The sequence below is a fragment of the Streptomyces sp. NPDC017991 genome (assembly GCF_044328075.1).
Classification (GTDB): Bacteria; Actinomycetota; Actinomycetes; order Streptomycetales; family Streptomycetaceae; genus Streptomyces.
Genome location: NZ_JBIRGP010000016.1, coordinates 205,186 through 221,185, shown reverse-complemented (window position 1 = coordinate 221,185; position 16,000 = coordinate 205,186). Strand labels below are relative to the sequence as shown.

At 70.3% G+C, this 16,000-nt stretch carries 18 protein-coding genes; 1 reads left to right on the top strand and 17 read right to left on the bottom strand.

What is annotated here, in order from left to right:
- Positions 1-23 precede the first annotated feature (23 nt).
- From whiG to ACH4DZ_RS37815, 16 genes are all read right to left on the bottom strand, one after another.
- Complete coding sequence (gene whiG / locus ACH4DZ_RS37890) at positions 24-863, bottom strand: RNA polymerase sigma factor WhiG (RefSeq protein WP_398293122.1); 840 nt, start codon at positions 861-863, stop codon at positions 24-26.
- A gap of 278 nt (positions 864-1,141) precedes the next feature.
- Positions 1,142-2,284 (bottom strand): DNA-processing protein DprA, encoded by a 1,143-nt coding sequence (gene dprA, locus ACH4DZ_RS37885; RefSeq protein ID WP_398293120.1) that lies wholly within the window; start codon positions 2,282-2,284, stop codon positions 1,142-1,144.
- On the bottom strand, positions 2,281-3,903 hold the full coding sequence (locus ACH4DZ_RS37880; RefSeq protein ID WP_398293118.1) for a YifB family Mg chelatase-like AAA ATPase: 1,623 nt from the start codon (positions 3,901-3,903) through the stop codon (positions 2,281-2,283). Before ACH4DZ_RS37880 ends, dprA begins: the two co-directional genes overlap by 4 nt.
- The gene (locus tag ACH4DZ_RS37875; protein ID WP_398293116.1) at positions 3,903-4,319 is read right to left on the bottom strand and encodes a YraN family protein; all 417 of its coding nucleotides are present in this window, start codon (positions 4,317-4,319) and stop codon (positions 3,903-3,905) included. The genes ACH4DZ_RS37880 and ACH4DZ_RS37875 overlap by 1 nt, the downstream gene beginning before the upstream one ends.
- A 151-nt stretch (positions 4,320-4,470) precedes the next feature.
- Positions 4,471-4,779 carry a DUF2469 domain-containing protein gene (locus ACH4DZ_RS37870; RefSeq protein ID WP_055510545.1) on the bottom strand — a complete coding sequence of 103 codons (309 nt, stop codon included), beginning with the start codon at positions 4,777-4,779 and terminating at the stop codon, positions 4,471-4,473.
- A gap of 55 nt (positions 4,780-4,834) precedes the next feature.
- Positions 4,835-5,356 carry an NUDIX hydrolase gene (locus ACH4DZ_RS37865; RefSeq protein ID WP_398293114.1) on the bottom strand — a complete coding sequence of 174 codons (522 nt, stop codon included), beginning with the start codon at positions 5,354-5,356 and terminating at the stop codon, positions 4,835-4,837.
- Complete coding sequence (gene lepB / locus ACH4DZ_RS37860; RefSeq protein WP_398293112.1) at positions 5,346-6,092, bottom strand: signal peptidase I; 747 nt, start codon at positions 6,090-6,092, stop codon at positions 5,346-5,348. Before lepB (ACH4DZ_RS37860) ends, ACH4DZ_RS37865 begins: the two co-directional genes overlap by 11 nt.
- A 77-nt stretch (positions 6,093-6,169) precedes the next feature.
- Positions 6,170-7,111: a signal peptidase I gene (gene lepB, locus ACH4DZ_RS37855; protein WP_398293323.1), complete on the bottom strand. Its 942-nt coding sequence runs from the start codon at positions 7,109-7,111 to the stop codon at positions 6,170-6,172.
- A complete protein-coding gene (lepB, locus tag ACH4DZ_RS37850) occupies positions 6,996-8,090 on the bottom strand; it encodes a signal peptidase I (protein WP_398293321.1) in 1,095 nt (364 codons plus the stop codon). The genes lepB (ACH4DZ_RS37855) and lepB (ACH4DZ_RS37850) overlap by 116 nt, the downstream gene beginning before the upstream one ends.
- Entirely contained in the window at positions 8,083-8,865 is a 783-nt protein-coding gene (gene lepB, locus ACH4DZ_RS37845; protein ID WP_398293110.1) for a signal peptidase I, read from the bottom strand. Before lepB (ACH4DZ_RS37845) ends, lepB (ACH4DZ_RS37850) begins: the two co-directional genes overlap by 8 nt.
- Before the next feature lie 45 nt (positions 8,866-8,910).
- The gene (rplS, locus tag ACH4DZ_RS37840) at positions 8,911-9,261 is read right to left on the bottom strand and encodes a 50S ribosomal protein L19 (RefSeq protein ID WP_107021806.1); all 351 of its coding nucleotides are present in this window, start codon (positions 9,259-9,261) and stop codon (positions 8,911-8,913) included.
- A 136-nt stretch (positions 9,262-9,397) separates the two neighbouring features.
- Positions 9,398-10,219 carry a tRNA (guanosine(37)-N1)-methyltransferase TrmD gene (gene trmD / locus ACH4DZ_RS37835; RefSeq protein ID WP_398293108.1) on the bottom strand — a complete coding sequence of 274 codons (822 nt, stop codon included), beginning with the start codon at positions 10,217-10,219 and terminating at the stop codon, positions 9,398-9,400.
- A complete protein-coding gene (rimM, locus tag ACH4DZ_RS37830; protein WP_398293106.1) occupies positions 10,219-10,833 on the bottom strand; it encodes a ribosome maturation factor RimM in 615 nt (204 codons plus the stop codon). Before rimM ends, trmD begins: the two co-directional genes overlap by 1 nt.
- Before the next feature lie 108 nt (positions 10,834-10,941).
- A complete protein-coding gene (locus ACH4DZ_RS37825; RefSeq protein WP_005479813.1) occupies positions 10,942-11,181 on the bottom strand; it encodes an RNA-binding protein in 240 nt (79 codons plus the stop codon).
- 2 nt (positions 11,182-11,183) lie between these two features.
- The gene (rpsP, locus tag ACH4DZ_RS37820; RefSeq protein WP_398293104.1) at positions 11,184-11,603 is read right to left on the bottom strand and encodes a 30S ribosomal protein S16; all 420 of its coding nucleotides are present in this window, start codon (positions 11,601-11,603) and stop codon (positions 11,184-11,186) included.
- 335 nt (positions 11,604-11,938) lie between these two features.
- A complete protein-coding gene (locus ACH4DZ_RS37815) occupies positions 11,939-12,535 on the bottom strand; it encodes a hypothetical protein (protein ID WP_107021810.1) in 597 nt (198 codons plus the stop codon).
- A 754-nt stretch (positions 12,536-13,289) separates the two neighbouring features.
- Between ACH4DZ_RS37815 and ACH4DZ_RS37810 the strand changes: the two genes are divergently transcribed.
- Positions 13,290-14,147 carry an SAM-dependent methyltransferase gene (locus ACH4DZ_RS37810; RefSeq protein ID WP_398293102.1) on the top strand — a complete coding sequence of 286 codons (858 nt, stop codon included), beginning with the start codon at positions 13,290-13,292 and terminating at the stop codon, positions 14,145-14,147.
- Positions 14,148-14,402: 255 nt separating this feature from the next.
- Here the strand turns inward: ACH4DZ_RS37810 and ffh are convergent, their stop codons facing one another.
- Complete coding sequence (gene ffh, locus ACH4DZ_RS37805; protein WP_398293100.1) at positions 14,403-15,956, bottom strand: signal recognition particle protein; 1,554 nt, start codon at positions 15,954-15,956, stop codon at positions 14,403-14,405.
- Positions 15,957-16,000: the final 44 nt, after the last annotated feature.

Sequence of the window (16,000 nt, the reverse complement as noted above, 5' to 3'; positions counted from 1 at the left end):
GGCGGGACCAGCCGACGGCGGGGTCAGCGCCCGAAGCTCGCCAGCTTCGCCCGGAGCTGGAGCACGGACTTGGTGTGGATCTGACTGACGCGGCTCTCCGTCACCCCGAGCACATTGCCGATCTCGGCGAGCGTGAGGCCCTCGTAGTAGTAGAGGGTCACCACGGTCTTCTCCCGCCCGGGCAGCGTGTTGATGGCCCGCGCCAGGAAACGCCGCAGCTCACGGTCCTCCGCGACCTCCACCGGGTTGTCGGCCGCGGTGTCCTCAAGCGTGTCCATCAGGCTCAGCCGGTTGCCGCCCTCACCGCCGACATGCAGCAGCTCCTCCAGGGCCACGACGTTGGCCAGCGACAACTGGCCGAACACCGCGTGCAGTTCGTCGACCGCGATCCCCATCTCGGCGGCCACCTCGCACTCCGACGGCGTACGCCGCAACCGCGCCTCCAGCGTCGCGTAGGCCCGTTCGACATTGCGCGCCTTCTGCCGCACGGACCGGGGGATCCAGTCCAGAGCCCGCAGTTCGTCGATCATCGCGCCCCGGATCCGCGTGATCGCGTACGTCTCGAACTTGATCTCCCGCTCGATGTCGAACTTCTCGATCGCGTCGATCAGCCCGAACACGCCCGACGAGACGAAGTCCGCCTGCTCCACATTGGGGGGCAGCCCCACACTCACCCGGCCGGCGACGTACTTCACCAGCGGCGAGTAGTGCAGGATCAGCTGCTCGCGCAGCCGCCCGTCGCCCGTGGTCTTGTACGACCTCCACAGCTCGTCGAGCGTCGAGGGGGCGGGCGGCCGCACGCCGCCGTCACGGGCGGCGGGGGGAACCGCCGCCCGGTCGGACCCGGAGGTGTGCTGGGGCATGCGTCGCCTTGTGCCGTTCTGCAGTGAACTGTGGGTAACTGCGTGAGCTGTCGGTCTGATGTCGAGTTGCCTGTCTGAGTCGGAATCCATGTGAGCGTAGCGTGACTGGAGAGTCGCAGTGCGCGAACAGTGGTGGACTCACCGTGCGCAGATACGTTCCGCTGGACGTCCCACGGAGGTGTGGCCGTCGCCGTACGTGACAGCTGTAGGGCATCAACTACGGGAAACCCCAGGGGCTTCGGGGCGTCGCCCGGACGGCCGAACACTCTCGGTCAGCGTCACCCCCGATCCCTGCCGATGGACAGAGCGGCCTGGCGTGTCAACTTCCAGCCGTCGCCGTGTCGTTCGACGAAGCCAAGTGAGCGGAGTTCGTACAGTCTCGCGACCACGTCGTCCTCGGTCGTCCCGGCGTCCCTGGCGATCTCCTGCCGCGACGCCGCCTCCCGGGCCGGCAGCGCGGCCAGCACCCGGGCGGCATCCGGGTCCAGAAGGTCGCGCGGGAGCACCGGTCCACGCCGGTCCGGGGCCAGCTCGCCCATGTCACCGATGAGCTCGGCCACTTCCGCGGCGTCGGTGACCAGCACCGCGTCCCCGCGCAGGAGTTCGTGCACACCCGCCGAGAGGCCGCTGGTGACCGGCCCCGGCACTCCCATCGTGAATCTGCCCAGCCGCTGGGCGGCCCGGGCGGTCGCCAACGCACCGCTCCGGTACGCCGCCTCGACGACCACCGTGCCGCGCGTCAACGCCGCGATGACCCGGTTCCGCAGGATGAACCGGCTCGGGGTCGGATGGTCACCGGGCGGCAACTCCCCCACCACGAGACCCTGTTCGGCGATCCTGGTGATCAACTGTGTGTGCCCGGGCGGATAGGGCCGGTCGACCCCGCAGGCGAGCACTGCGACGGTGGCGCCGCCCGCCCCGAGAGCGCCCCGGTGCGTCGCGCCGTCCACGCCGTAGGCGCCTCCAGACACCACGACCCACCCCCGCTCCGCGAGCCCCGCGCCGAGCGCCGACGCCATGTGGGCGCCGTACTCGGTACAGGCCCGTGCCCCCACCACGGCGACGGAGCGCAGCGCCCACATCCGCAGACTGGGCAGCCCCCGCACCCACAGCCCGACAGGCCTCGCGTCCCCCAGGTCGTCCAGTTGCGCGGGCCACTCCGGATCGCCGGGGCAGACGAACCGTGTCCCGCTGTCCCGCGCCACCGCGAGGTCCCGCTCCGGATCCGCCCGCGCGGCCCGGGCCCGCAGGCCCGCCCATCTCGCATCCGTCACCCCCGGCAGTTGCTGCCCGTCCCCGGCGAGGCGGCGCACCACCTCCCCCGCTCCGCACTCACGGAGCCATCGCCCGCACACCTCGTCCCCCGGTTCGACGACCCGTGCGAGGAAAGCCCGGTGGAACCGCTCACCGTCCCCGCTCACCGGGAGGCCCCGATCGCCATCGGCACCCCCCGGGGAACCCCGGTGCGCAGTTGCAGTGCGAGGGTCACGTCCGCCACCCCGGGCCGGTCACGGCCGGCGAGATCCGCGACGGTCCAGGCGACCCGCAGTACACGGTCGAGTCCCCGGGCGGTGAGCACACCGCGCTCCAGGCTGCGCTCCGCGTCGTCCATGGCGCCCGGGGACGCGTACCACCGGCTGCGGAGCTCGCGGCCCGGTACCTCGCTGTTCGTGCGCCAGGGGGTGTCCGCCAGGCGTACGGCGGCCCTCGCCCTGGCCTCCCGGACCCGGTCGGCGACCGTCTCGGTGGTCTCGCCCCGGGCGCCCCGCTCCGTCAGCTGGGAACGGGTGACGCGGTCCACCTCGACCCTCAGGTCTACGCGGTCGAGCAGTGGTCCGGAGAGCCGGCCCTGGTAGCGGCGGATCGTGGAGGGCGAGCATTCGCACAGGGTGTCCCGCTGCGAGAAGCGGCCGCAGGGACAGGGATTGGCCGCGAGCACCATCAGGAACCGTGCCGGGAAGCGCACCACACCCGCACTGCGCGCGATCACCACATGCCCGGACTCCAGGGGCTGGCGCAGTGCGTCGAGGGCCCGGCTGCTGAACTCGGGTGTCTCGTCCAAGAACAGGACGCCCCGGTGGGCGAGCGACACCGCGCCCGGCCGTGCCACCCCCTGGCCGCCCCCGACCAGAGCCTGCATGGTGGCCGAGTGGTGCGGGGCGCAGTAGGGGGCGACGTCGACCAGGGGCTTGCCGGGTGGCAGCAGACCGGCGACCGAGTGGACGGCCGTGACCTCCAGGGACTCGCTGCGGGCGAGCCGCGGCAGGATGGCGGGCAGCCGCTCGGCGAGCATGGTCTTGCCCGCTCCCGGCGGCCCTTCCAGGAACAGATGGTGCCCGCCGGCCGCGGCGACCTCCACCGCGGTCCGTGCCGAGAGCTGGCCCACGACGTCGGCGAGGTCGTGTTCGTGGTCGTAGTGCGCGGCGCCCATGCCGTGCATTCCGGTGGCCGCACCGGTGCCCGGCATGCGCAGGCCCGCGAGCGGATCGGTCCGGCCCTGCTCGTCCGGATCCTCGTCGGGCACCGGTTCGTCCGTGAGGACCGCGATGAGCTGGCGAAGGCTGCGGACACCGAGCACGGAGACACCGGGCACCAGGGATGCCTCGGCTGCCGCGCTCTCCGGCACCACCACCTGTTCGTATCCCGCCTCGGCGGCGGCCAGCACGGCCGGCAGCACACCTCGTACGGGCCGGACCCGTCCGTCCAGGCCCAGCTCTCCGATCATCACGATGTCGGCGAGCACACGGGGATCGATGCGCTCGGAGGCGCCGAGGGCCGCACAGGCGATGGCGAGGTCGAAGCCGCTGCCGCCCTTCGGCACCGAGGCCGGGCTGAGGCCCACGGTGAGCTTCTTCTGCGGCCACTCGCCGCCGGAGTTGACCACGGCCGCCCTGACGCGGTCCTTGCTCTCCGTCAGGCTCTTGTCGGGCAGTCCCACCAGGGTGAACGCCGCCACTCCGGGCTCCAGATCCGCCTGGACCTCGACGACGACACCGTCCACGCCCACGAGGGCCACCGAGCACGTACGCGCGAAGCCCATCAGGCCGCCCCTCGCACGTGCTCCACCACGGGGGCGCCGCGGTCGGGCAGCAGGACACCCACGACGTCGATACGGACGCCGCCGGGTGGAGCCCCTCCGTGTTCCTGCAGCCAGCGCTCGGCGAGGCCTCGCAGGCGCTGGGCCTTGACGGGGGTCACGGCGGCCATCGGATGCTCGAAGGACCCCGCACGGCGGGTCTTGACCTCGCAGACGACCAGCGCGTCGCCGTCGCGGGCCACGATGTCGATCTCGCCGGCCCGGCCCGCCCGCCAGTTGCGCTGCAGGACCGTCATTCCGGCCTCGGTCAGCCGCCGCGCGGCCAGGTCCTCGCCGTACTTGCCGAGTGCGTTGCGTGCCTTGGACGCGTTGGGCGCCTCGGAAACCTTGACCGCCTTGGATGCCTTGGACGTCTGCATGTCGGCACCACCTCCGGCGCCAACACTGAGCCCATCGCGATCCGCTGTTGGATCTTGGTGGACGGCCGCTCGACTGTGGACAACTCAGTCACCCGTACGAGCGGCCGCCGTAGGACTCCCGGGACCGTCCAGCCGTCCCGACCGTCTCTTCCTAGCTGCTCGGCAGTTCGAGGTCGCTCTTGTTCAGCTCCTCGATGTTCACGTCCTTGAATGTCAGGACGCGCACCTGCTTCACGAACCGAGCAGGTCGGTACATGTCCCACACCCAGGCGTCCGCCATGGACACCTCGAAGAACACCTCGCCCTGAACCGAGTGCACCTGCATCTCGTAATCATTGGTGAGGTAGAAGCGCCGTTCGGTCTCGATCACATATTTGAACAGACCGACGACATCGCGGTACTCCCGGTAGAGCTTCAGCTCCATCTCGGTCTCGTACTTTTCGAGGTCCTCGGCGCTCATGGCATGTTCCCCTTCAGCCGTGCGTCCCCCTATTGTGCGCCAGCCCCGCGAGCCCCTAGACGATTTCCGTGTCGAGGGTCTCGGGCCTGGCCGGGGGCCCTTCGTCGAGCAGCCTGAGCAGCAGCTCGGCGAGTCTGGTCGGATACACCGTCTCATGTGCCCGGGCAAGTTCCCGGCACGTCCACCAGCGCGCTCCGGCGACACTGCGCCGTTCCAGCTCGGTCAGCCCCGTGGCCACGGTCGCCGTCTGCGTCGTACGGGCCAGGAAGTACCACTCGTCCTGGTCCCAGCGACGCCCCGCGAACGGGAACGAACAGGTGCGCCGCCACAGCACCGGACCCAGCTCGACCTCGGTGATGCCGGTCTCCTCCGCGACTTCCCGCAGCGCGGCCTCTTCGCGTGTCTCGTCGCCCTCCACCCCGCCGCCGGGCGTGAACCACCAGTCGTCCGACGGGTCATCGGGCTCATGCCCGTGCAGCAGCAGGATGCGGTCCCGCGGGTCCAGCAGCACCACCCGGGCGACCTTCCGCAGCTCGCCGAGCTCACCGCCCGCCGGCGAGGACGCGTCAGCCGGCAAGGGCCCGCTCCCCCGCCCCCGTACGACTCCGGCGACGGCCCGACCGGTTGGCGATCGGCCCGTACGCGGCCCCGCCGAGGACGAGTACCGCGCCCGCCACCACCGCCGCGAGGACCAGTCGCAGGGGCCCCGGCTCGGAGACGCCGCCGAGCGTCTCGAAGCCGCTGGGGCGGGCCAGCATGCCGTTCATGGGCCAGGCCACCGCGTCGACGCGCGCGCTGACCGCACTGCGCGGCACCGTGCCGTTGCCGGCCTCCGTCAGGTGGGCGGTGGAGTCCAGCGAGCCGCTGCGCTCGTCGCCGAGCAGGAAGAGCCGGTCCCTGGGTACCTCGATGGAGGGGATCGTGGACGCCTCCGCCGCACTCCCCTCGGGCAGATACGGTTCCTCGATCTTCTTGCCGTTGACGGTCAGCTTGTCCTGCGTACAGCAGGCGACCGTGTCCCCGCCGACGGCGACGACCCGCTTGACCATGGGCATGTTGCCCCAGGTGGACTGCTTGAAGACGACGACGTCTCCGCGCCGCACGTCGGAGCCGTCGATCCGCTCGGCGAGCACCCGGTCGCCACCCGCGATGGTCGGCGACATCGAGTCGGTCGGCACGGTGTAGGGCTGGTAGACGACCGCTCCCCAGGCGAACCCGCCGAGAAAGAGCACACAGCCGAGGGCCACGGCCAGCCCCGACAGCTTGCTGCCGAGCCGTCCGCGGCCCTCGTCCGTACGACTTGTCCCGCTCATCCCAGTGCTCCCCAGCTCGGAGAATCGACCTCGCGACCCAGGTCGGACCGCGGAAGATCGGCGTCTGGGACGGCACCCTACCCGGCGGTACGCGACCCAGAAACCCTGGTGTTCCCGACGGTAAGGCGACGCCTGCGCCACAGCACCAGCGGCAGCGCGCCCGCGAGCCCGAGCGCACCCGGAGCGGCGGCGGTCAGGTTCTGGTCGAAGGTGTCCGGAACCGGGAGCGTCGACCAGCGGGTGGGCGGCCAGGCGACGACGATCGCGCGGCCCACCGCGTTGTCCACGGGTACGAAGCCCTTGTGCTTGTCCTGCTGGTGGTAGCGGGAGTCCAGCGAGTTCTGCCGGTGGTCGCCCATGACCCAGATTTTGCCTTCGGGAACCTTCACCTTGAACTGGCCGCCGGCGTCGTCCATGGTGCACGGCGTGTTCCCCGGGTACACGTAGGGCTCGTTGAGCGCCTTGCCGTTGACCTTCAGCGGGCCGGTGCCCTTGCACTCGATGGTGTCGCCGGCGACTCCGATGACGCGCTTGATGAGGTCCTTCTCCTCGGAGGAGGGCATCAGGCCGATCCAGCTGAGGGCCGTCTGGATCGCGTTCGGGTTGGGCGTCGGCTCGCCCGCCAGCCACTTGTCGGGGTCGTGGAAGACGACGACCTCGCCGCGCTCGGGCTCCGAGCCGAACCACGGGGTCAGCTTGTCGACGAGGACGCGGTCACCCTGCTGAAGGGTGTTCTGCATCGAGTCCGAGGGGATCGAGAACGCCTGCACCAGGAAGGACTTGATCAGCAGCGCGAGAACCAGCGCGATGCCGATGAGCAGGGGAAGTTCTTTCCAGAAGGACCGCGGCTTCTTCGGCGCCGGGTCGGTCCCGTCGGGGTTCCGCCCGTCCCCGCCGTTGTCGTCACCGGAGGCGTCTCCGGGGGCCACGGCGTCCTCGCCGGCCGGCGGGACCGACTCCTCGGATCGTCCCGGCCGATCCTCGGGCCCCTCGTGTCCGGATCGTGCGCCGACCGCCAAATCCCCCACATCCACTCCTCACTCCGTGCCGCCGCCCGCGCCGGATACGGCGCAGGCCCACCACTCCCATAACGAGCGGGAGTTCCGCAGGGGTCGGGAGCGGGATCAATCCATATCGATCCGCGGTGGCCACCCTATGCGACGTGTCGAGTGCGGTGGTCGCTCCGCCGGCCACGTCGGGCACGGACGCGTAGGTGTCGGGTTCCTTGAGCTGAGTCCAGTGGCCGATGGGCCATGCGATGACCATGGCACGGCCCACGACATCCTCGGAGATGGTGCCGCTGTACTTCTCGGTGCGGTGGAACCGGGAGTCGGCGGAGTTGGACCGGTGGTCGCCCATCACCCACAGGCGCCCCGCCGGCACCTTGACCTCGAAGACCAGCGAGGAGGGTTTGTCCCCGGGGTTGATGTAGGGCTCGTCGAGCGGCATGCCGTTGACGGTGACGCGGCCCTGGGTGTCACAGCACTTGACGGTGTCGCCGCCGACCGCGACGACCCGCTTGATCAGGTCCCGGTCGTTGTCGGAGGGCAGCAGGCCGATGAAGGTCAGTGCCTCCTTGACCTGCTTGACGACGATGGGGTCTTCCTTCTTGACCGTCGGCTGTTCGTCCTCCAGCCATCCGCCGGGGTCCTTGAAGACGACGACGTCGCCGCGCTCGGGCTTCGAGCCGAACCACGGAGTCAGTTTGTCGACCAGGACACGGTCGCCGATCCGGATCGTCTGCTCCATGGAGCCCGAGGGGATCACGAAGGCCTGGACGAGGAACGTCTTCAGGACGAGCGCGATGAGCAGCGCGACACCGATCAGAAGAGGTATCTCCTTGATCGCGGAGCGCTGCCTGCGCCGCTTGACCCGCCGGGCCAGCTTGCGTCGGTCGGCCCGGCCGGGCATCACCGGGCCGCCCGTGCGCCGGGAGCCGGTGGGAAGGAGGTCCTCCGCGGCGCTGTGGGTGCTGCGGGGCTTGCCGCGGTTACCCATGGACACCGTCCACGGCTTTCCGTCCGCTCGCCCCTGACAGGGACGCCGGAGGGAGCGCCGGGAGGAGCGGGCCCGCGGCGGCGGGCACGCGCGCGTAGCCGTCGGCCCGTTCGAGACCGGTCCAGTGGCTCGGCGGCCAGGCGATCCAGTCGGCTCTGCCGATCACGTCGTCGACGGGGATCATGCCGCCGCCCGGAGAGCCGAGGTGGTCGCGGGAGTCGCTGGAGTCGCCGCGGTGGTCGCCCAGGACGAAGAGGGTGCCGTCGGGGACGGCCACGTCGAAGGACACTTCGGACGGCTCGTTCCCCGGGTACAGAAACGTCGACTCGTCGACCGAGCGGCCGTTCACCTCGATCCTCCCCTGCCTGTCGCAGCAGACCACATGGTCTCCCCCCACGCCGACCACACGTTTGATGTAGTCGGCGTCGCCGAAGTAACCGGTGCCGTCGAACACGACGACGTCACCGCGCCTCGGCTCAGCACCGAAACGGTACGCCAACTTATTTACGAGAACGCGGTCCCCGATCCTCAATCCGGGCTCCATCGAGCCACTGGGAATTTGGAACGGCTGGATCACGAACCGGGTGAGCAGCAGCAGGGAGAACAGACAGAACAGCACGGTCAGGGTGATCCGTCCGCCCGGCAGCCGGTCGGCGGCCCGGGCCACCAACGCGAAACGCGACCGTCCCTCCGCCCCCTGTGTGTCCGAGATCTCCTCGGATACGGCGGGGTGGGAGGAGCGGTCGCGCTCCGTGTGCTGTGCTTCGGCGTCCATGTGGGCCAGATGCTATCCGGCCCTGACGAGGGACCCGGCGCTAGCTCAGTTGTCGCGCTTCTCCTTGATCTTCGCGGCCTTGCCGCGCAGCTCACGGAGGTAGTAGAGCTTCGCGCGGCGCACGGCGCCGCGGCTGACGAGCTCGATCTTCTCGACGATCGGGGTGTGCACGGGGAAGGTGCGCTCGACGCCGACGGAGAAGGAGACCTTGCGGACCGTGAAGGTCTCACGGACACCGGCGCCCTGGCGGCGGATGACTACACCCTTGAACTGCTGCACACGGGAGCGGTTGCCCTCGATGACGCGGACGTGGACGTTGACGGTGTCACCCGGGCGGAAGGCCGGGACGTCGCTGCGCAGCGACGCGGCATCGACGGACGCGAGCAGGTTGGACATGATCGTCTGCTTTCTTCGCCGATGCCACAGGTCATCGACGGAAGTCGGTGTTTCCAGAAGGTGGGCTGTTCTCGTCGGGGCGGGCGTCGTGTCCCCCTGTGGCAGGGGCGCGCGCCGGACGACGTACAGCAGCGGCCTATTCTTCCACGGTGTCGGGCCTGCGCCCAAATCGGCCGTCGGGCCCGGGCTGCCAGCCCAGGATCGAGAGCATCTCGCGGTCCTTCTTGTCGAAGGCGGCGGGGTCGCAGCGCTCGACGAGGTCCGGTCTGTTGGCGGTGGTACGCCGCAGGGCCTCGTCCCGGCGCCAGCGGGCGATCTTGCCGTGGTGGCCGCTGACCAGCACGTCCGGGATCTCCCGGCCGCGCCACTGGGGCGGCTTCGTGTAGACCGGCCCTTCCAGGAGGTTCGCCATGGCTCCCGGCGCGAACGAGTCGTCCCGGTGCGACTCGGCGTTGCCGAGGACGCCGGGCAGCAGCCGGGCCACGGCCTCCGTGACGACCAGGACGGCCGCCTCGCCGCCGGCCAGCACGTAGTCGCCGATGGACACCTCGTACACGGGCATGCGGGTCGCGTACTCGTCGATGACGCGGCGGTCGATGCCCTCGTAGCGGGCGGGTGCGAAGACCAGCCAGGGGCGCTCGGAGAGCTCGACTGCGAGTTCCTGGGTGAAAGGGCGGCCGCTGGGCGTGGGGACGACCAGGACGGGCCCCTGGGAGCCCGTTTCGTAGCCGTCGGCGAGGACGGAGTCCAGTGCGTCGCCCCAGGGCCCGGTCTTCATGACCATGCCGGGGCCGCCGCCGTACGGGGTGTCGTCGACCGTGTTGTGCCGGTCGTAGGTCCACTCCCGAAGATCATGCACGTGCACATTCAGCTGTCCACGCGCGCGTGCCTTCCCCACGAGGGAGACGTTCAGGGGGTCCAGGTACTCGGGGAAGATCGTGAGGACGTCGAGCCGCATCAGGCGCCGGCCTCACCGGAGGGGCCGGAGGAGCCGTCGGAGTCCGCGGAGTCCGCGGAGTCCGCGGAGCCGGTGTCCGCCTCCCTGGAGGAGGCGATCTCCGCGCGGTCGTCGATCAGTCCGGGCGGCGGGTCGATGACGGCCCGCTGCTTCTCCAGGTCGATCTCGACGACGATCTCCTCGACGAACGGGATCAGCACCTCGGTCCCGTCGGGCCGCTCGACCACGAAGAGGTCCTGGGAGGGCAGGTGCGAGATCTCGGTGAGCCGCCCGACCTCGGTGCCGTCCTTCAGGACGACGTCCAGGTCCATGAGCTGGTGGTCGTAGTACTCGTCCGGGTCCTCGGGCACCTCGTCCGGGTCGACGTCGGCGATCAGCAGGGTGTTGCGCAGCGCCTCGGCGCCGTTGCGGTCGCGTACTCCCGCGAATCGCAGCAGGAGGCGACCGCTGTGCACCCGTCCCGTCTCGATGGTCAGCGGACCGGCCGAGGCGGGGTCCGTGGCCAGGACGGCACCGGGCGCGAGCCGCAGCTCCGGCTCGTCGGTACGTACCTCGACGGTGACCTCGCCCTTGATGCCATGGGCGCGGCCCACCCGCGCGACTACCAGCTGCACTTGCTTGATCTCCTGTCGTGTGTCCACGGTTCTACCGCGTGGACGACTACGGGCCGGGGACGGCCCTGAGGCCCTCCCCGGCCCGAGCCGGTGCTGCGTGTACGTCAGTCAGCGGACGTGATCCACGTCGACGAGGTCGACGCGGACACCACGACCGCCGATGGCGCCTACGACGGTACGCAGGGCGCGCGCGGTGCGGCCGTTGCGGCCGATCACCTTCCCGAGGTCGTCGGGGTGAACCCTGACCTCAAGAACGCGCCCGCGGCGCAGGTCGCGCGAGGCGACCTGCACGTCGTCCGGGTTGTCGACGATGCCCTTCACGAGGTGCTCAAGAGCCTCCTCAAGCATGCTCAGGCCTCGGTCGACGTGGACTCGGCGGCAGCCTCGTCCTTCTTCTCAGCCTTCTTCTTCTGCGTGATGGCCTCGCCCTTGCTGTCGTCGTCGCCGCCCAGGGCGTCGAACAACGGGCGCGCGGCCTTCGGCTCGGCGACGAGCAGCGGCGCCGGGGCCGGCAGGCCCTTGTGCTTCTGCCAGTCGCCGGTCAGCTTGAGGATGGCGAGCACGGGCTCGGTCGGCTGCGCGCCGACACCCAGCCAGTACTGCGCACGCTCGGAGTCGACCTCGATGCGCGACGGGTTCTGCACCGGGTGGTACAGGCCGATCTCCTCGATGGCCCTGCCGTCACGGCGGGTACGGGAGTCGGCGACGACGATGCGGTAGTGAGGCGCGCGGATCTTGCCCAGACGCTTCAGCTTGATCTTGACTGCCACGGAAGTGGTGTCTCCTGGTCTTGACGGGGTTGGGCACGGCGAGATTGCCGCGTGGGGTTGCGGTACCCGAGTGCCCGATGGACGCGTCAGCCGGAGGAGAGAGGGGTCCTGTGCGGCTGCGAGTACAGCTGACCATTCTGCCACACCCCGAAGGGCGCCTCGACCCCGGTCCCGACCGCTCCCGGGCAGCCCGGGGCGATAGCGATACCACCGGGCGCGGTACGGGTGTCGCCGTCGAGGTGGGCCGTCGCACGAGCCGGCACCCACGAAGTGCCGCCGCGCTCTCCCGCACCACCCCGGCGGGACGACGGCCCGCCGTTGCGTCAGCCGTCCGCTCAGCCCGCTGCGGCGCCGACCACCTCCGGGATGCGGAACGGCTTCCCGCACCCTCCGCACACGATCGGGGCCTGCGCGAGGACCGACGGGACGACGCGCACGTTACGCCCGCAGTCGCAGACCGCCTTCACGCGCACGCCCCCTCCGGAGGAGCCGTGCCGGGCGGCCGGGCCCCGGAAGCTGCGGGCCGTGTCGGCGGCGGTCGCGACCGTGTGCGCCTTGAGGGCGCGCTGCAGCCGCTCGATCGTCGGGCGGTAGCGCCGCTTCGCCTCGGGGTTGAGCGTGACCAGCGAGAAGCCGCTGCTGGGATGCGGTTCCTCGGGGTGGTCCAGTCCCAACTCCTCGGCGATCGCGAGGAATCTGCGGTTGTGGTACCGGCCGGCGCGGGAGGTGTCGCGGACACCTCGGGCGGCGGCGATGCCGTGGACTGCTTCGTGAAGCAGTCGTTCGAAGGAGAGTTCGTGTCCGCAGGCGGACGACGACTCCCCGATCAGGGACTCTGGCGCGGCAAGATCGGGCAGCTCGGGGTGGTGCCGCTGAATGTCGGCCCACGCCCCTGCCAGCTCTGCGGCGAGAACAGGTGGTGTCGTGCTCACGTAATGACAACGAGCCGGGGTGCCTCTGTGTTCCTATTCCGGGGCATCCCAAATATTTTGCACGTACCCGTCAGTTGCCGCTGATGCGTCCTGACGAGGGCGGGTGCGCTGATCTGCGGAGAAGCCTCACAGTTCACACCCAGCCGGTACGTAGTGACGTGTACGTCCGGGCCTGTAGGCGCTGTCTGCGTACCGGGACACCTGAGGTCGCCGGATGCGCAAGAGGCGTTTCGGTCCTTCTCACGGCGGAATGCCGGGGCCCGGTCGACGCGGGCCACGACGGCGACGTTACCGGGTGCGTCATCGAACCGGGACACCGGCCCGTCCCCGGCCACCGGACACCGTACGGTCCTCCGCGACAGCCGGTCGGCGAGTTCGTGGACCTTGGCCGGAACCGCGTCGTCACCTTCGACGCCGGAAACCACGGCCTGCGGGGCGGGGGCACGGCGACGCCCGCCACCCACTGTCATCGCCGTACGGCATGAACAGGCCATCCACCGCGCGCGTCCGCGACGGCGGACGCGTCCGCGACGGATGACGTCCGCCCGCCGATCGGCAAGGAACGGCGGACGCACATGTTGCCGGTATGTGAATTCTCGCGGCGCGCGCCGATGGTACGCAAACCGGGCGCCGTAACCCCTGGACGCCAGGACGAGCGCGCAGTTTCCTGGCATACGGGGGGAGTGCGAGCGCACTGCACGGGGGTGAAGGAACGGGGCACGAACGCAACTCTCTGCGGATTGGGGCACATTCGATGACACCTACGCTCGTGCGGCAGCACCTACCTCACTCGGGGGCTGCGCCCCAGGTGGATCAGTGGGCACGCGCGCGTGACTGGGCCGAGATTCAGGAGCGGATGCTCGTACCGCTCCACGAGGCCGTCTACGAGCGACTCGAAGTGGGCTCCTCGACCAGGCTGTTGGGGCTCGGCTGCGGGTCCGGCCTGGCGCTGCTGACGGCCGCGGCGCGGGGCGCGTCGGTCACCGGTGTGCAGGCCCACGCGCCGGAGCGGCTGGCCCTCGCGCGGGAGCGTCTGCTCCCCGCGGTACGGGGCAGGCGTGCGCGTGCCGGTGCGCGGCTGACGGACGGGGAGCCGACGGACGTCGACGACATGGCGTCGGCCGCGTACAACCTGGTGACGGCTTTCGAGCCGGTCGGGTGTGCGGCCGACGACTCCGAAGGTCTCACCGAAGCTCTGGCGGTTGCGGGTCCGCTCGTCGGCCGGGGGGTCCCCGTGGTTCTCACGGGCTGGGGACCTCCGGAGCGGTGTGCCACGTCCTCGGTACTGCGGGTCGCCGCGAAGCTGGCGGATCCCCTGCGCGGTACGGGCAGTTGGCGCCCGGCCCGCCGTGACGACCTGGAGGAGGTCGCCCAGCGGGCCGGCCTTCGGCCCGACGGGTCGGGGCGGGTCGCGTGCCCCTTCGGGTACGCGGACGTGGACAACGCGGTGCGGGGGCTGCTGTCCACGGGGCTCTTCGACGCGGCTGTCGCCGCCACGGATCCGGATCAGGTCGACAAGGAGGTGCGGGAGGCTCTGCATCCGTACAAACGGCGGGACGGGACGGTGTGGATGCCGAACGTCTTCCGGTATCTGATCGCTCGGACGGCTTGAGGCCTTTCGCCCCCGCCGCCCCTACCTGTTCCCGTCCCTGTCCTGGGGGCTTCGCCCCCAGACCCCCCATATCGCGCTTGCGCGCTCGTCCTCAAACGCCGGACAGGCTGGAAGTAGGGGCTCAGCCCCACTTCCAGGGGCGCGGGGAACTGCGCGACCAGCCCCCGCCGAACCCGCAGCCGAAACGATCAGCCCGTCCGGCGCCTGAGGACAACGGGGGTTCGGGGGCAGCACCCCCGAGGCAGCGACCAGCCCCTAGCCCATGAACTTCTTGAACTCGTCGGGAAGTTCGAAGTTCTGCGGCTGCTGACCGCCCGGCAGACCGAACGCGCCGCCCGCCTGCCCCCCGGCCTCCCGCCTAGCCGCGGCCTCTTCCTCCTGCTGCTTGCGCTTCATCGGGTTGCCGGAGCGCTGCTTGCCCTTGCTCTTCTTGGGCTGCTTCTTCGTCCGGCCGGCGCCGCCGCCCATGCCCGGCATCCCGGGCATTCCCGGCATGCCGCCGCCCTGGGCCATGCGGGACATCATCTTGCGGGCCTCGAAGAACCGCTCGACCAAGCCCTTGACCGCACTGACCTCGACGCCGGAGCCCTTGGCGATACGGGCCCGCCGTGAGCCGTTGATGATCGTCGCGTCCTGGCGCTCGGCCGGGGTCATCGACTTGATGATCGCGGCCGTACGGTCGACGTCGCGCTCGTCGAGGTTGCTGATCTGATCCTTGATCTGGCCCATGCCGGGCAGCATGCCGAGCAGTTTGGAAATGGAGCCCATCTTCCTGACCTGCTCCATCTGGGCCAGGAAGTCGTCGAGCGTGAAGTCCTCGCCCTTCTTGGAGGCCAGCTTCGAGGCCATGGCCTCGGCCTCCTGCTGCGAGAAGGTCTGCTCGGCCTTCTCGATCAGCGTGAGCATGTCGCCCATGCCGAGGATGCGGGACGCCATGCGGTCCGGGTGGAACGCGTCGAAGTCGTCCAGCTTCTCGCCGTTGGAGGCGAACATGATCTGACGGCCGGTGACATGCGCGATGGAGAGCGCCGCGCCACCGCGGGCGTCGCCGTCGAGCTTGGAGAGGACCACGCCGTCGAAGCCGACTCCGTCGCGGAAGGCCTCCGCGGTGTTGACCGCGTCCTGGCCGACCATCGCGTCGACGACGAAGAGGATCTCGTCCGGCGAGACCGCGTCGCGGATGTCGGAGGCCTGCTGCATCAGTTCGGCGTCGATGCCGAGGCGGCCCGCGGTGTCGACGATGACGACGTCGTGCTGCTTCTGCTTCGCGTACTCGATGGAGTCCTTGGCGACCTGGACCGGGTCGCCGACGCCGTTGCCCGGCTGCGGCGCGTAGACGCCGACGCCCGCGCGCTCGCCGACGACGCTCAGCTGGTTCACCGCGTTCGGACGCTGCAGGTCGCACGCGACGAGCAGCGGGGCGTGTCCCTGGCCCTGCAGCCACTTGCCGAGCTTTCCGGCGAGCGTGGTCTTACCGGCACCCTGCAGACCCGCGAGCATGATCACGGTCGGCGGCTGCTTCGCGAAGCGCAGCCGACGGGTCTCGCCGCCGAGGATGCCGACGAGCTCCTCGTTGACGATCTTGATGACCTGCTGGGCGGGATTGAGCGCCTGCGATACCTCGGCCCCTAGGGCCCTCTCCTTGACCTGCTTGATGAAGGCCCGGACGACCGGCAGCGCGACATCCGCTTCCAGCAGGGCGATACGGATCTCGCGCGCGGTGGCGTCGATGTCCGCCTCGGACAGGCGCCCCTTGCCGCGAAGGTTCTTGAATGTCGCTGCGAGGCGATCGGAGAGAGTGTCGAACACGGCGGTCGCGAATCCTCAAGTAGGGGGCAGGGGGGCAGGTCCGC

Excerpts from the sequence above, each read along its gene's own strand:
- rplS (WP_107021806.1), bottom strand. The coding sequence starts at position 9,261 with ATGTCCAACCTGCTCGCGTCCGTCGATGCCGCGTCGCTGCGCAGCGAC.
- lepB (WP_398293321.1), bottom strand. The coding sequence starts at position 8,090 with ATGGGTAACCGCGGCAAGCCCCGCAGCACCCACAGCGCCGCGGAGGAC.
- ACH4DZ_RS37810 (WP_398293102.1), top strand. The coding sequence starts at position 13,290 with ATGACACCTACGCTCGTGCGGCAGCACCTACCTCACTCGGGGGCTGCG.
- ACH4DZ_RS37875 (WP_398293116.1), bottom strand. The coding sequence starts at position 4,319 with ATGCAGACGTCCAAGGCATCCAAGGCGGTCAAGGTTTCCGAGGCGCCC.
- lepB (WP_398293112.1), bottom strand. The coding sequence starts at position 6,092 with ATGAGCGGGACAAGTCGTACGGACGAGGGCCGCGGACGGCTCGGCAGC.
- ACH4DZ_RS37870 (WP_055510545.1), bottom strand. The coding sequence starts at position 4,779 with ATGAGCGCCGAGGACCTCGAAAAGTACGAGACCGAGATGGAGCTGAAG.
- trmD (WP_398293108.1), bottom strand. The coding sequence starts at position 10,219 with ATGCGGCTCGACGTCCTCACGATCTTCCCCGAGTACCTGGACCCCCTG.
- ACH4DZ_RS37825 (WP_005479813.1), bottom strand. The coding sequence starts at position 11,181 with ATGCTTGAGGAGGCTCTTGAGCACCTCGTGAAGGGCATCGTCGACAAC.
- lepB (WP_398293110.1), bottom strand. The coding sequence starts at position 8,865 with ATGGACGCCGAAGCACAGCACACGGAGCGCGACCGCTCCTCCCACCCC.
- ACH4DZ_RS37880 (WP_398293118.1), bottom strand. The coding sequence starts at position 3,903 with ATGGGCTTCGCGCGTACGTGCTCGGTGGCCCTCGTGGGCGTGGACGGT.
- whiG (WP_398293122.1), bottom strand. The coding sequence starts at position 863 with ATGCCCCAGCACACCTCCGGGTCCGACCGGGCGGCGGTTCCCCCCGCC.